This window comes from Gammaproteobacteria bacterium (assembly GCA_019748175.1).
In the GTDB taxonomy this organism is placed as follows: domain Bacteria; phylum Pseudomonadota; class Gammaproteobacteria; order JAIEPX01; family JAIEPX01; genus JAIEPX01.
This window is the reverse complement of record JAIEPX010000017.1, coordinates 24,337-41,004: the sequence shown is the minus strand read 5'-3', so window position 1 is coordinate 41,004 and position 16,668 is coordinate 24,337. Positions and strand designations below refer to the sequence as shown.

The following is a 16,668-nucleotide window of genomic DNA, read 5'->3' as shown; positions in this document are numbered from 1 at the left end:
GTCTTGACCCCTTATGCTCTACTTTTGTGTAGTCTCGTAAAGACGGATACTATCCAGAACTTCTTTTTTCGCTTCTTCAACACCAAACCATCCATCAATATTCACCCATTTTCCATCTTCAAGATCTTTATAGTGTGCGAAAAAATGCGCAATAGAATGAATCATTAATTCAGGTAAATCATTATAATCACGAACAGTGTGATAAATCGGTGTTAATTTTGTTGAAGGGACTGCTAAAATTTTGCTGTCACCCCCTTTTTCATCGGTCATTCTCAACACACCAATAACACGACAAGAAATCACGCAGGCAAATTCTAAGGGATACGGAGTGACAACTAAAACATCCAAGGGATCACCATCATCACATAACGTTCTAGGAACATAACCATAATTACACGGATACACCATCGACGTCGCCATAAATCGATCAACCTTCATCACGCCGAATTCTTTATCGACTTCATATTTTACCGGGTTGCTTTGCGCAGGAATTTCGATAATAACATTTACATTTTCGGGGGTGTTATCGCCCGCTGATACGCCTTCAAACATCGTGTCCACCTCATTAGTTCAAAAGGGGGCATTATACCCTCAAGCCAGCCTAAGATGAAGCGTAAATCTACAGCTATGAATAGAGTGAGCAAAACATCTAAATCCTGCACAGGGGAGATGCTGCGGGCCCAAAACGTTGTTATACTCGACCAATTTTAGATAGGTATTGCTATGTCAACCCACGAAATCGCCAAACGACGGACGTTTGCCATCATTTCGCATCCCGATGCGGGAAAAACGACCCTCACCGAAAAACTGTTGCTTTTCGGGGGCGCGATCCAATTAGCCGGCACCGTTAAAGGCCGCAAGGCATCTCGGCATGCGACTTCCGATTGGATGGCCATGGAAAAAGAACGTGGAATTTCTGTGACGACCTCCGTCATGCAATTTCCGTTTCGCGATCACATCATCAATCTGCTCGACACACCCGGTCACGCAGATTTCTCCGAAGACACTTATAGGACCCTAACCGCGGTGGACTCTGCACTGATGGTTATCGATGCTGCAAAAGGCGTGGAAGCTCGCACTATAAAATTAATGGAAGTGTGCCGATTGCGACATACACCCATCATGACTTTCATCAACAAATTGGATCGTGAAGGACGATCACCGATTGAATTACTTGATGAAATTGAAACTATTCTCAAGATTCAATGTGCACCCATCACATGGCCCATTGGAATGGGGCAACGATTTAAAGGTATTTACAATCTTTACGAAGATAAAATTTATCTATATCAACACGGACAAAATTTAAAAACTCAACAAGCAACCATCATTGATGGTCTCAATAATCCAGAGTTAAATTCAGTTTTAGAAGATTCCATTGGTGAATTACGCCAAGAATTAGAACTCATTCAAGGAGCCAGCCATCCATTCGATATTGAAAAATATCTGGCTGGTCAACAGACACCCGTGTATTTTGGTTCAGCGGTCAACAATTTCGGCATCAGCGAATTGCTTGCTGATTTTATTAAATTTGCACCAGCACCTCAACCACGAGAAACGCAACAGCGCACAGTAAAACCAGAAGATTCAATGTTTTCAGGATTTGTTTTTAAAATTCAAGCGAATATGGATCCTAATCATCGCGATCGCATCGCTTTTTTACGCATTTGCTCAGGTGAATATCTACGAGGCATGAAAGTAAAACATTGGCGTATCAATAAAGAAATTCAAATTAACAACGCCGTTACTTTTATGGCTGGCCAACGTGAGAACCTTGAACATGCTTATCCTGGAGATATTTTAGGGTTACATAATCACGGCACTATTCAAATTGGCGATACTTTTACCGTTGGGGATCAGTTAAAATTTACAGGGATACCCAATTTTGCACCCGAATTATTTAAACGAATAGTGTTGAAAGATCCGCTCAAGCAAAAATCGCTTTTAAAAGGATTAATTGAATTATCCGAAGAAGGCGCTACTCAACTTTTTCGTCCTCTCAGCAGCAATGATTTAATTTTAGGTGCAATTGGAACCCTTCAATTTGAAGTTGTGGCGTACCGATTAAAGCACGAATATCATGTTGATTGTAAATACGAACCCGTTAACACTAATTGTGCCCGTTGGGTTATTTGTGACGATGCAAAAATGTTAAAAGAGTTCGAAAAGAAAGAACACACTCACTTGGCCATTGATAGCTCAAACCAACTTTGCTATCTCGCTCCCACACAAGTGAATTTAAATTTAGCCATGGAACGATGGCCTCAAGTAAAATTTACCGCAACAAGAGAGCATTAAATCTTTAACCGGCAGAGGCGGCACGAGGCACAACAACAACGACATCAGCCACTGGCATAAAACTTGGCACAGACAGCACAAAATCATTCAATCTGGCATACAACTGCGTTGAAGAACCACCATCTAAATTAATCGCTTGCCAACATGCCAAACCATTTTCAGGTTCAGATTTTTGCATAATTTCTGCCAATTCCATCGTAGACAAATACAAATTCTGTGTTGCAACAACCACAACTTGACCATTGCGTCGAATGCCTAAGGCAGAACGATTTGCAACACCAGGACGAAGTTTTGGAATCGCTCCGTCTACCAATAAGCGAGGTCCACTCTGCACTGCAAAATCAATATCATTTTCAGGATGATATTGGCTTGCGGAAAATATTTTCGCGTGATTATTTTGAATTAAAAAAACGCCCCACCACGGTGAATGTTTGAAACGACTCAATAATTCTCCATCACTGATCCGCAAACCTAAACTTGTCATATCGGGTGAAAAAAAGCCGCCATTTATTCCCAAGACACCCTTGGTGGCCATAGTTAAATTTTGCGCAGAAGAAAATTGGCCTTCATATTCTTTAGCTAGCGCTAATGAAAAACGAAAATAATTTAAATCCACTCTAAAAGCGTGCAATATTCCTGTGCTGGTGAGTGTCGGAGTGACAAGCTGCGTATACCATAATCCAGGCGATAATTGACGCCACTGCGTTTTTGCAGAAACTGAAGCACTCAAAAAACAAATGAAAATGAGGAGGGAAATTTTCCGAATTAATTTATGCATTTTTTACTCCCTGTCAGTATATGATCCTAGATTGTGCAGTTGAAATCTACTACGAGGTCCTAATGCACTGAATCTAGGATGATCGTCCTAAAAACTGCTGCAATAATTCATAGCCACATTCCGTTAACACAGACTCGGGATGGAATTGTACACCAAACACCGGCAAATGACGATGTTGTAATCCCATGATCTCGCCTTGTTCGCTCCATGCTGTGACCATCAAGCTCTCTGGCAAGGTCTCCGATTCTACAATTAACGAATGATAACGTCCCACCTTAATCGGATTCACCAAACCGGCAAAAATGCCAGCATCGTTATGTGTAATAATACTTGATTTACCATGCATAGGATACCGACCGCGCACTACGCGTCCACCAAAAGCCTCTCCAATTGCTTGATGCCCTAAACAAACTCCTAAAATAGGTATCCGGTCAGACAACTGACGAATGATGTCCAAAGATATCCCAGCATCTTTAGGTCCGCCAGGCCCAGGTGAAATAATAATATGAGACGGATTGAGTGCGCTCACTTCAGAAACACTAATGGCATCATGACGAAAAACTTGACGTTGATAACCCAACTCGCCAACATAGCGTGCTAGGTTGTAAACAAATGAATCATAATTATCGATTAAAATAACCATTTTAATTTTCCTGCACTTGCAGAGGAGTTCCCGCTAATAAAGCGGCTAGCATTCCCGCGGCTTTATCCAAAGTTTCTTGATATTCTTGTGCGGGATCTGAATCTGCCACTATCGCACCACCGACGTGAAAAGATAATTGATTATTTTTTATCGCAAATGTTCGAATGGTAATTGAGGTATCCATGTCGCCGCTAAAACTGATAAACCCGACACTGCCACAATACGGACCGCGTCGATGAGATTCTATTTCATCAATTATTTCCATCGCTCGCACTTTAGGCGCACCCGTAATTGAACCACCTGGAAATGTGGCTCGCAATAAATCTACAGCATCATAATCAGGCAATAATGTTGCTTTTACGACTGACACTAAATGATGCACTGTCGCAAACGATTCTAGCCCACATAATTGCGGAACTTTTACAGAATGGTCTTCGCACACTCGAGACAGATCATTGCGCATTAAATCAACAATCATGATATTTTCAGCACGATCTTTTTCGCTCATTAATAAGGCCTTCGCACTCGCTTCATCTTGGTCAGCATCCTGAAAACGTGGTGATGTTCCTTTTATTGGTCGCGTTTCAACTTCTCGATCACTTAAATGCAAAAATCGTTCAGGTGAAGCCGAAGCAAGAATTGTATCCCCAAAATTTAAATAAGCTGCAAAAGGAGCCGCATTTCGCTCTCGTAAACGTCGATATAATGCGAATGGACTTAAGCTTTTTGGCAAAGAGGCTGAAAATCGTTGTGCAATATTCGCTTCAAAAATATCGCCAGACAAAATTGACTCAATCACAGAACTAACAGCTTTCTCGTACTGTTCTCTGCTAAAATTACTGACAATAGCATCAGGGGAACAAAAATCAGCAGAAATCTCTCCTAACTCAGAAACTGAATTTATTCGCTGCTGCCAACTTTTAATTTTCTCTTCGGCACGTCTAAGACGGCGATCATCAGTGAATTCAGGAAATCCAGTAGAAATAATCCAGGCTTTTTGTAAATCATGATCGAAGCTCAGAATTACATCATAAAAACCAAGCATAAGATCAGGAAAACAATAATCATCGAGGGTATTATCAGGCAATTTTTCTAGATGCCGACTTGCATCATACGAAAAAAAACCGACAACACCGCCTTGCAATAAAGGCATTCCAGGAAGAGAATCTATTTTAAATAACGACAATAATAATTGTAAAACTTCCCAAGGATTTCCTTCTGTCGCATTATTATTTAATTTGATTTGACCATTTTTACTTTGAAATGTTAGAAAAGGCTCTGCAGCAATATAACTATAGCGACCTAAATCATTGGATTTTTTTGCACTATCCAGAAATACCGCACCCGATTTTTCTGCAAAAAATGAAAATATTTCTAAGGGTTCGCGATAAGGGATTTCAACAACCCATGGTGTTTTTATCGTCATTAAGAGCATCCTATGATTCCGATTTGACTGTCTTCGATAGAATACGAAGATTAACTTTATTTTACAACATGAACAAGAAACCCATCCGTATGCTCCGCAATGATTCTACGCGCAATTTCGCTGCCCGTGTCTTGCCACAAATCGACAGCCAACAACAACGACAGTTGATGATCGGACCCCGCCATCGATCGCATGCTTTGCAAAATATCCATCAACCGAACAAATCGTTCACTTAAATGCTGAAATAATGCAGCTAATTCCAATTCTTTACCTGCTTTTGTTGCCGCAGACTGATAGGAAAGTTGCCCTAATTCTACAAAATAACTCACTCGTAAACGTCGACGTTGTGCACGCTCAGGAAATAATCCTGAATACAGCAAACATTCGTCTCCGACTTTACGAAGCTCGTTGTATTGGTTAAATGAAAACTGCTGTTCAGCACGGAGAAATTCTAAGCTTAAAACCGAATCCGTTATCTCGGGTTTGTCCATATAATGTAGGAGTAAATTCACCAGATATTGCTCTAATTCTTCACTCACAGACAACCCTGATAGGGTTTCTGCTTCACGCACGATATTGTACCATGGTTCTATTACGCTACTCATACATGCCTCATCTTTCGAGCTTTTCAAGCTTTTGCTCTCGTTTTGTTCTCATAAATAACACTATTCAGCACTAATTACACATTACACTGGTAATTATAGCTCAAATAGGGTACTTTTGCCGGTCCCTATCGAAGGCCCGCGGGCCCCTCCAAGTTGAGCTAAGCAAAGAGATTTTTAATGACAGAACAATTACGTAATATTGCCATCATCGCACACATTGACCATGGCAAAACCACCCTCGTTGACAAATTACTACAACAATCCGGTACTTTTTCACAACAAAAAGCGGTAGTAGAACGTGTTATGGATTCCAATGTATTGGAACAAGAACGCGGCATCACGATTTTAGCAAAAAACACTGCGATCCGTTGGAGTGGTTACCGAATTAATATTGTTGATACTCCCGGTCACGCCGATTTCGGTGGAGAAGTTGAACGCGTATTATCGATGGTTGATTCCGTATTATTACTCGTCGATGCAGTCGATGGCCCCATGCCACAAACACGTTTCGTTACACAAAAAGCCTTTCAACACGGATTAAAACCCATTGTCGTAGTCAATAAAGTGGATCGTCCAGGCGCAAGACCTGATTGGGTTGTCGATCAAGTATTTGATCTTTTTGTTAATTTAGGCGCAACAGATGAACAACTCGATTTCCCCGTTGTGTACGCCTCTGCATTAAGAGGATATGCCGGCCTCGATATAGAAAATCTTGCTACCGATATGACACCCTTATTTCAAACAATTGTTGATTCTGTTTCACCTCCGAAAGTGAATCTTGATGGCCCTTTTCAAATGCAAATCAGCCAGCTGGATTATTCGAGTTATGTGGGCGCCATCGGTATTGGTCGAATCTCGCGCGGAAAAGTTCGCCCCAATATGAATATCTCTGTTATCGATCGCGATGGCAAGATTCGAAGCGGAAAAATACTACAAGTACTCGGTTATTTAGGTCTAGAACGAAAACCCGAAGATGAAGCGAGCGCAGGAGATATCGTCGCTATCACAGGTATCGATAATTTACGTATTTCCGATACACTTTGCGATCCTGCAAATGTTGAAGCACTGACTCCACTCGATGTCGATGAACCCACTGTTACCATGACCTTGCAAGTCAATACATCGCCTTTTGCAGGTCGCGATGGAAAATACCTCACCAGTCGACAAATACTTGCGCGACTCGAACAAGAATTAATTCATAACGTTGCACTACGAGTGGACAACACCGAAGATCCCGATAAATTTAAATGTGCGGGACGCGGAGAATTACATCTTTCTATCTTAATTGAAACCATGCGACGCGAAGGTTACGAATTAGCCGTTTCTCGTCCACAAGTAATCATCAAAGAAATTGAAGGTGAACGCAAAGAACCTTATGAATCTGTCACTGTTGATATTGAAGAACAACATCAAGGCACCATCATGGAAGCTTTAGCCGAAAGAAAAGGTAAAATAAAAAATATGGTACCTGATGGAAAAGGACGCATTCGATTAGATTACATTATGCCAACACGAGGGCTCATCGGTTTTCATACCGATTTTCTCACACAAACATCCGGAACCGGATTGATGTATCACGTTTTCGACCACTTCGGCCCTGTGGTCGAACAAGAAATTGGTGCTCGACGTAGTGGCGCATTAATTTCAAACGCAGCCGGCAAAGCGACAGGTTACTCACTTTGGAATCTCGAAGAGCGTGGAAAACTTTGCATCGGTCCTCAAATAGAAGTCTACGAAGGCATGATTGTTGGATTTCACAATCGTTCAAACGACCTCGTCGTTAACGTTATCCGGCCTAAACAGCTCACAAACGTGCGCGCTTCTGGCACTGACGAAAACATTATGCTCACTCCTCCACTACGCCTCACACTCGAACAAGCGTTAGAATACATTAACGACGACGAACTTGTCGAAGTGACTCCTCAAAGTATTCGACTACGCAAAAGATTCCTCAAAGAACACGAACGCAAAAAAGCCGGCAGGGATTGATCTCAGCCAAAAATAGATTATAGTTTACGTCAACACCACCTTGGCTAGAATTTTTCCGCCCAAGATGGGCTAAATATGGACGTTACCATCATGTGGTGAATATTTATCAATTGCGGAACCAAGTATTCTAGGAAGGAATAAAGGATGAAAAAAAAATTTTTGTCACCTCGTAGAAACACAGCTAGCGGAAAACCTGGTAAAGAGACATCATCAGGCGCAGTTTCCTCAACTTCACCGCGCAGTACTAAAGCAACCACTCCAAGAAAAGGCCTATTTAGTGGGTTGTCTCCGCGTAAAAATACACCGCCAGAAGAAAACCCTGCAGCTCAACTGATAGAACCTAAAAAAGCACTGAATCTATTGGATCGTGTGTACACCGCACGTGGCTTGTTGCATGAGCGAATGAAATCTTTACAAGGCAAACCTGCTATTTGCATCAAAGCAAGAGCAGAGATTCTTGCGGCACTGTACGATTTAAAAGAATTAGGTTTAAACACTCAAGCCATGAGAGATTTGGAATCTTTACTTCCAACCATAGTGCCAATAGGTGATTTATTCACGGAAGCAATGCTTCATCAACTCGCCACTGAACCTACCATTAATCAAAGTCACCCTCTACTAAAATCTTTAAATGAGCTCATTTATCTTTTACAAAATCTTTTGGGTGAATTTACATTTGAAGATCAGGGCGAAAAAAAAAATCTACAGCGAATTTATAATCCACTCAAAGAATTGTGCAACTACTACAATGAAAGTCGCGAACAAATCATTAATGCTCAATCTCCGGAAGAACGTTTAGCGCTTATTGCAACTCAAGAAGCTTACATCTTTGGCGATAGTTTCTATGTTTGTGAAGTTAACAAAGGCTCCTTTTCTACTTCTGGTGAAAAAGCGCTGGTAATTATCAGTCGCAATTTCAAAGGGATTATTGTTAGAGTAACAGACTATGGCCTTCGGGCTGTATATTTTGTGGATGGCTTGGTGTTGAAGGCAAATCCTATAGGAAAAAATTTTAATGAGCCCGAAGCAGAAAAATCAGTTGGCTCATGGTATCAACTACACTGCCCTATACCACATTTAGATGACAAACCCGTATTAGTTGCTGCTCCTTCAGAGTCGATTAAGATTCTACATGCCCCACTTGATCAACAAGAAGCTCTTAATCCAGCACTTGATCCACTAATCACTGAATATCTACTTCAAAAAAAACAAGAGAGAATGGTGCAAGTTGGCTACCAATTCGACGGATCAGACTTCCATATGGTACTTCAGGCAGAAAGCACATTGTATTCTTGGAAAATCTATATTGATCAAGCTGAGCTTATCGCTCATCTCACGACACTGGAAGAAATTTACAATCAAGATAAAGTATTATTATTAGACTTTAAAAAATGGCCGGCACCTCTACTTCTATACTCAGGTGCATTTTCAGAAGCATTTATTAAGCTTTTTCTGCAATCAGAGCTAGTACAGAATGCTCTGACCAATAAACCCGCTTTATTTTCAGATATTTTACCGAAAGAATCTGAGGTATTGGAAAAACTTCTTGCTGGTAATAAACAGGCTTGGTACAAACTATTGAGCGAGAATGAAAAAGCACTGCATTTACTCATCAAAGCTTTCCCAGACACGTTTCACAATTTTATACTTGGAAGGCAAGATTTATTTCAGAATTCACTTGCAGCCGGTCTTTCAAGATTTCCGGCGATCTTTCATGAATTATTACAAAACTATACACCAGAAAGAGCCTATCATGAACTACAGAACATTTTCTTACAAATCTGCCAAGCATTCTACTCTCGCTTCTGCATTGCAAACATGCCCATAGATCCATCCGATCTTACAGCTGTTAATCTACGATTTATTACTAGAATTAATGCGAAAAAAGAACCGGTGCGTTTTATCTGCACATTTGACGCGGACAATGCCTTAGAATATCCAGTCACGCGACTAGTCAATGAAAAAGACGGCAGCGCGGTTCATTATCCAACTACCAAATGCCTGCTCTATCTTCTACCTGGATTCACGGAACCAATTGACAAAGAGTTTAGAGAAGAGTTTTTATCGCACACGCCACTCAATTATGTTTTGGATTGGTGCCATTTATTGTACGAGTTCGACCAACAAAAACGGATGAATATTAAAAAGCAGTTGATCACTAAAAAGGATGTGATAGAAAAAACTGACATAAACAATCTAAAAGAAGATAATGTCACTGCGGTACTCTTAAATCGAAAAAGAATACTACATAACCCAGATACATCACTGCGAATACCCCAAACTCTAACACCAGACCGACTACCTGGCATGTTGGATTCCTATGAAAATCTTGAAGAAGCGATGATTGCCGACCTCTCTTTAACACACCTACAAGGATTACGTATTATTCGTCCGGCGGTTGCCGCTTATTATGAAAGAGCGTGTTTTCCAAAACTCAAAAACGAAAATCCCTTCCTAGGTATACTTAATGCAATCAATGTTATTGGATCAAAACAAGCACCTAGTTTCGAACATGCCTTTCTTGGTGAGAAAATTACCGCTTTAGTAATAGAAAAAATGGGAGATAAATTTAAACAAGAGTACATGGACCCACTAACACAATACAATACACTGCTAGAAAAGCAAAATTCTGCAGAGACTCCGGACGAAAATCCATTGCCCAGCATGGAAACTCTAAGAAAAGAATGTAAAATTCCTGAACTTAATAATATTTCACTTCACGAGTTACTTGAAAAACATCACCACATATCAGGAGAACATATTAATAATGCATCCCTGACCATTAAAGAAGCGATTAAATTATTTATTCAGCATATTGATTTCAATAAAAAGTATTACGAAACTGGAAAAATTGATATGCTTCTCCATTACCTCAATAGAATTGGACTCGAATTTCCTTTCGTAAAATTAAAATGCTTTACAGCAGAACAATGTGAACGGCTACTTTCGCTGGCAGCCGAATCGGCTTTGCCGGGCGTTATTAAACTCCTCATTAAAAACGATGTTAAACTGAATAAATTAAATGCAGTAGGGGAAGCAACCTTACACACACTACTACGAAGTCATCGAAATAAAACCACTCAGAACGTCATCGATACTCTGACAGCCTGTCTAGCCTTTAAAGCCAATCCGGAGCAACCTGACAAAGAAAATCGCACACCATTAATGCACTTTATCGATAATACTGACCCTAATAATAGCGACTTTTGTTTTGATGTTTTAAAAGTAATGAAAGAACATCGAACAAATCTTAATCAGAGCACAGCCTTTCAAAAAAAACAAACCTCTGAACACACAGGCCGCCTTAAACATCTTGTGGGTACTCCACTCGATTACGCCATTGATTGTAATAATCCTGCAGCAGTACTAGCCCTTGTTAAAAATGGCGCGACTGATTTTGTTGATATGGAAGCTGCTCTGCAATTCGCAGAGTCTTATAAAAATCACGATACATTTAAAGAATGCGTTGAACTTCTTAAAAATCATCCTAGATTCGCGGTGACTTACGCCATCAACGAATTCTCTACATCTCATCCGGATGAAGATCATCCGGCGCATTGCGTTATGCAAGGAGCAAAACACGACAAAAGGTATTTTCTTCTGTCGGTTTGGAGTCAAATATTCGAAGAAAACGGTGAAATCAAGCGAATAAATAGTCTTCGAAGTGGTGCGCATATTGTGATCCCACTTTCAAAACAGTCTTATGAATTTTGTTTATGGTCCTCCTTAGCCGATAAAGACCCCAATAATGCGAAACCAAACCAAATCTATTTATCTAAAGAAGGTGAATACTGCGTTCTAGATCCAGATGGGAACCTAAAACTAGGTTCTTTAAAAGGAAATATACCCTTTAATTTAGATCAGCTATACCAATACCTTAAAGCTAAAAAACTTTCTCACGAGCATCTTGTAGAAAAAAAACAAATGGAATACAAAACGCTTTTCATGTTAGCTGCCCGTAAAGAGGTTCACCCATTCCTGCTTCATGTCAAATTCTTCCCTGAATTTCCTTTAGTACAACGTATCGTCGAATTGATCAACGAAAGATTAGGGTGCCCAGGCACACACTCCGAACTTTGGAGATCGAACACCCTCGATGGTAAAAAAACATTTCCATTGCTTGTTGTTAATACGGTTATTGGGGAATCATTTAAACAGTTTGAAGCCAATTCCGATAAAATTAAGGACCTACTGCAATGTTTAGATAGACGTATTTTCAGCCTACAAGCCGTAATAGCGATTCTCACTTCACAAGAAGATGGTCACGCGGATCAATATAAAGTGCCCGAACAACAAAGTGGTAAATACCTTGTCAATATTGATCCTGACAGAGCTATAGTTCCCAGACTTTATTGGGACGGCAAGGAGAAAAAAATTCTTAATAAAGATATTTTTTATCTCACAGAAGCCTTTGAAAAAATCCCGCTTGATCCAGACGCAATCATGACTATTATTTGTGCAAATGGCAAACGACTACCTGATGTGGCTCTCAATGAAGTGGATGCTGAAATACTCATTAGAGAAAACGCAGGACTTTTCTTTGATGAGATATTTCACGAAGCCATGACAGAAGAACAATTTCTGCTAAAACTATTTCCACGTGACGCTTTATGCAAAGGCGTCACTTTCACTACAGCTGAAATGATCGAACGAGACAAGAAAGACCCTTTACCTTCATCATTAAGAAAAGCCATCGAACAACTCGATAATACAGAAAGTCGACAATCAGAAAAAACAAAGGTACAGAAGAAAAAGAGAAGCACTGTTTTTGGCATTATTAAGGATCAAGCCGAACAGTTTACATTAATAGACTGCCCTCTTGAATTGCGGACTTTCGCTGAGCTCTACGAATTATATGTCAAAATTGCAAAATTTCTCTACTTGAAATCACGTTCCGAAATTTATCCGACTAGTTTATTCAGAGAGGCATGCCCTGAACTCTTCCATCAATATAACTCAAAAACCAAACAAAATCCTAACTTGACCACTTGTCAAAAATACTTACTCATTAATGATGGAAACCAGAGAACACTCACCACACAAAAAGATGTGGTAGACTGCACATCGCAAAATCTCTCAACAAAGTTTAGAGGCGGCCAGTTTTGCAATTCCATTGAATCCCTTATAGAGTTTTATCATCAGTCTAAGAAGACCGCAACTGAAGTTGTTGCAGTTATTCATAAAATAGATATTAGCAATATACCTTCTTCAGATACTTTCAGGTCACAAAAACAATTTGAAAACTTTATTCGATGTATTCAATGGAGTGACAACAAAAAAAGCAACCGATTAATGCTTAATGCCCTTCACGAAATTCAAAAAAAATGTAAATTTCAGCTGACGGAACTATGCCTCAATTTATGTGACGACCTTACATGGGACGACTTAGTAAAGTTTCTTCAAAATTCTCCGAAATTACAAAGACTCGAACTAACAAACTGTAATGGTCTAAAGAATGCGCTTGGAAACTCTGTATTTACACTACTCGAAGATTATTCTCCAGAAATCAAAAAAGTGGTCATTATTAATACTGATATAACCCATTTTACCTATGATAGTAAAAAACTTGCCTCCTTAATTCACTTAGAAGTAAGAGAATGCAAACACTATAAAACGTGTCAGCTTGTTGACCCACAACTTCACCATCTTGATGTCAGTGACAATGAGAAATTAGAAACTATCTCATATACCTACACAAAAGAAAATTCATTACCGTGCTCAATAGAAGATGAACGTCCTCTCAATGTTTTCCTTTTTCAAAATTGTAAATCACTGCGTCCTGAATCCATCGAAGCCGTTCTAGATGCCTCACCATTTCTCCAAAAAATTAACCACGAAAATACACAACCCTACAACCCTCGTGCTTTCATTTCATTCGCACTGATGCAAAATCGCTTTTGCCAAAACACTTTTGACGCTATGGTTCAAAACGGAACATTAATACTGCATAATTTAATTGAAGATCATGATCTTCGTCAAATTTTACTCTGGCTAAAACACCCTAACAACAAAGTGACGATTACTGAAGTTAATTTTTTAAGTGCCACTCAACTCTCTCAAATAGCAAAATTTCAATTCATATTTGAATTGAATCCTAAACCCCGTATTTTAGAACCCGGACCAAAAAGAGAAAAACGAACTCAAGGCAATGCCTATGAATGGGATATCGGGTTGGCTACGGTTTCTGCTATGGAAGAACTACCCAACGGAAACATTTTCGCCATTGGACAAAGAAAAGTCACAACTGCCCGTGGACAACCCTCTACTGTATTTGGAATCAGAACACCTGAACGAACAAACGCAAGAGAATTTGAAACTTTTGGCACACTCTCGGATCGTCGGAAGGATGAGTTTACTGGAAAGTTAATTAGCCTTGACATGAGAAGTGATGTCATCAGCAGTACGATGATGCCTGATGGTACAATTCTTCTCTCAGATCGAAGTAATAAATGTATCCTTCTTGATACCATTTCTCAAAATTTTATCGCACTCAACATTCTTCAAGTAAAATCTTTCTGCGGTGATGTCCTCGCACTCAGTCACAACGTCTTTGCTCTTCATTCAGATCAAATTTACATTATTATCAAGCGTCATGATCAATGGATTATAAAACACAAAATCACTGGAACACCCATTTTACATCCAATTATTAAAGGCCCCAACAATCTTGTTGCATTCTGCTCAAGAGAACAATCAGGATCAACATTATCCATCATGAATTATCAAAGTGGTGTCACAATCTATACCCAACACTTTAATACGCAATTGATTAAACCACTCCGTTTTCTCAACAAAAAAGAAATACTCATCTGCAATGGTGAAGCCACACACAAAAAAGTCGTAGGGCTTGGTCCTTTTCAAAAAACGATCACACAAAACGCCTTAACCATTATCAATATCGAAACGTGTGAGATCACTATCCTCAATAGAGATTTTTTGATAAACGCAGATAACATTCACAATATATGCGCTGTTCAAGCAACGAGTGAAGAAATACTTATTACCACTCTAGGCACTCAAAATAAACGAACATTAATACCAACCCATCGTTATTTATGTGATGCAAACGTTACTAGACAACCCGTCATGTGCTATCAAAATGACGTACTCACACTCAAAAAAAATGAAAGTCAAAATACATGCCTTGAAATGCAACGTAATAAATTTCACATTCTGGATTTGAAGCTCCCGCATGAAAATCAGGATAAATTCGACATTATCATACTTACTGAAGGCGAAATTATTATAAAAATAACTACACCAGAACCTATAGAACGCTCTACTCTGGACATCGACCTTAGCAGCAACAGAGCTTGGTACGAAACTATCTGCGCTAACCAACCCACAGGCCGTACATTATTTGATTTACTCTCTGCCTTCTTCGAAAAAACATCCATTCAAGACCAAACAGAGCGCAATACACAAACAGTCACCTGTCATGACAATGTCATTTTAATAAAAGGCCTCACCGAAAAAGAAGCCAACACTCTACGCCGCACCCTCAAATCTTTCTGGCAACATCCTCTCTCCCCCACTGCCAGCCCAAGACTCTACCGACCCCGCTCGCCCAACCTGACTCGCTCTCAAGATGATAGCTCTAAAGATGCCGTACCAATATCTAAGAGCAATGACATCTTCAAGATCGAGTAACTATCGCAACCATACTTCAAGGTAATAAGAAGACAATTATTGCGTGAATAATGCGTCATCTATCCATATCACTCATAACAATTTACGTAATCAGTTCCATTTTTATGTCAATTAACCCATTCACCTCAGGGTTGACAAAAATAATTTCTGCAGGATAATCGAGCATGTCTCTACTAATTATGGAGGAGTCTTATGAAAAAGAGTTTATTTAGCTTTAAGAAGAAAGAAAAAAAAGAGCCAGAGGCCAATTCAGATGGCCCATCTACTACGACCCCTTCAGCACCTCCTTTGTCAGTATTGACTGTTGATGCTTCTACCCCTGCAGCAAACTCCGCGGTTACTGAAAAAAGTAGTTATGCTCAGATGACTACAAGCTTACAAAAGCTCGATTTAGATAAACAATTACTTCCCGGCGAAAGAGAATTCTTACTAGCAGAAGACCTCTATAACTTCAGCAAGCTTTACGAGGCTCTAGAATTATATGAAAAAGCGATCGCTAGTGGATACTCAGCTGGGTATTTTCGCTGTTGGGTCATTCATGATTTATTCTTACCAGAAAAAAATCAACAAATGGTTGATAGATATTTAATTGGCGCACAAAAAGCGGGGCTTCCTTGGTGTATAGCCGAAGCCGAAAAAAACAATATTACAGCAAAATATATTTTAGGCTGTTATCACTATTTTGGCATTGGCGGTGAAGGTAAAAATTATCAAAAGGCTTTTAAGCTATTAAAAGAATCAGCACACGCGGGCCATGGTTTTGCTCAAAATTTGTTAGGTGTTTGTTATGAGTTTGGTAACGGTGTTACCCTCGATCTCAGAGCGGCAGTTGAGTGGTATCAACAATCTTCTCAACAAAATATTTCCTGGGGTGAATGGCATTTAGGTGTTTGTTACCTTTATGGCCGAGGCGTGAAAAAAGATGAAAGGAAAGGTATTGCTTTGATAAAATCAGCCTGTGACAAAGGCCTGGCTGATGCACTCAATGAACTTGGCTTTTGTTACATGAAAGGGATTGGAGTATCTAAGAATTATAAAATGGCCGCCCCATTATTTGAACAATCAGCTACTAAAGGTAATGCCGATGCGATGTGCAGTATTGGTGCTTGCCATGGCAATGGTCATGGAGTTCCAGTAAATAGAGCGCTAGCCATTGATTGGTACACTAAAGCTGCCGCAAAAGGTCACGAAACAGCGAAAATGAATTTAGTGAATTTGAAGAATCCACAGCAAACAGTAAGATATCGTTATCATTGGTTTCGTTATTAATAAATGCTAG

9 protein-coding genes are annotated in these 16,668 nt (G+C 39.8%); 4 read left to right on the top strand and 5 right to left on the bottom strand.

Annotation, left to right across the window (positions count from 1 at the left end):
- Nucleotides 1-18 precede the first annotated feature (18 nt).
- The gene (gene ppa / locus K2X50_08390) at nt 19-552 is read right to left on the bottom strand and encodes an inorganic diphosphatase (GenBank protein ID MBX9587260.1); all 534 of its coding nucleotides are present in this window, start codon (nt 550-552) and stop codon (nt 19-21) included.
- A gap of 171 nt (nt 553-723) precedes the next feature.
- Between ppa and K2X50_08385 the strand changes: the two genes are divergently transcribed.
- Nucleotides 724-2,298, top strand: a complete 1,575-nt coding sequence (locus tag K2X50_08385; protein ID MBX9587259.1) for a peptide chain release factor 3 — start codon at nt 724-726, stop codon at nt 2,296-2,298.
- A 4-nt stretch (nt 2,299-2,302) separates the two neighbouring features.
- Here K2X50_08385 and K2X50_08380 read toward each other — a convergent pair whose 3' ends face one another.
- The 4 genes from K2X50_08380 to K2X50_08365 all read right to left on the bottom strand — a co-directional run bounded on the left by K2X50_08380 (nt 2,303) and on the right by K2X50_08365 (nt 5,750).
- Complete coding sequence (locus K2X50_08380) at nt 2,303-3,076, bottom strand: phosphodiester glycosidase family protein (GenBank protein MBX9587258.1); 774 nt, start codon at nt 3,074-3,076, stop codon at nt 2,303-2,305.
- Nucleotides 3,077-3,149: 73 nt separating this feature from the next.
- Complete coding sequence (locus K2X50_08375; protein ID MBX9587257.1) at nt 3,150-3,719, bottom strand: aminodeoxychorismate/anthranilate synthase component II; 570 nt, start codon at nt 3,717-3,719, stop codon at nt 3,150-3,152.
- A gap of 1 nt (nt 3,720) precedes the next feature.
- Nucleotides 3,721-5,145: an aminodeoxychorismate synthase component I gene (gene pabB / locus K2X50_08370; GenBank protein MBX9587256.1), complete on the bottom strand. Its 1,425-nt coding sequence runs from the start codon at nt 5,143-5,145 to the stop codon at nt 3,721-3,723.
- Nucleotides 5,146-5,201: 56 nt separating this feature from the next.
- A complete protein-coding gene (locus K2X50_08365; GenBank protein ID MBX9587255.1) occupies nt 5,202-5,750 on the bottom strand; it encodes a hypothetical protein in 549 nt (182 codons plus the stop codon).
- A gap of 177 nt (nt 5,751-5,927) precedes the next feature.
- On the opposite strand from K2X50_08365, the gene typA reads away from it, so the two are divergent.
- The 3 genes from typA to K2X50_08350 all read left to right on the top strand — a co-directional run bounded on the left by typA (nt 5,928) and on the right by K2X50_08350 (nt 16,658).
- A complete protein-coding gene (gene typA, locus K2X50_08360; GenBank protein ID MBX9587254.1) occupies nt 5,928-7,739 on the top strand; it encodes a translational GTPase TypA in 1,812 nt (603 codons plus the stop codon).
- A gap of 144 nt (nt 7,740-7,883) precedes the next feature.
- Nucleotides 7,884-15,389, top strand: coding sequence for a hypothetical protein (locus K2X50_08355; GenBank protein ID MBX9587253.1), 7,506 nt, complete (start codon nt 7,884-7,886; stop codon nt 15,387-15,389).
- Nucleotides 15,390-15,581: 192 nt separating this feature from the next.
- The gene (locus tag K2X50_08350; protein ID MBX9587252.1) at nt 15,582-16,658 is read left to right on the top strand and encodes a sel1 repeat family protein; all 1,077 of its coding nucleotides are present in this window, start codon (nt 15,582-15,584) and stop codon (nt 16,656-16,658) included.
- Nucleotides 16,659-16,668 lie beyond the last annotated feature (10 nt).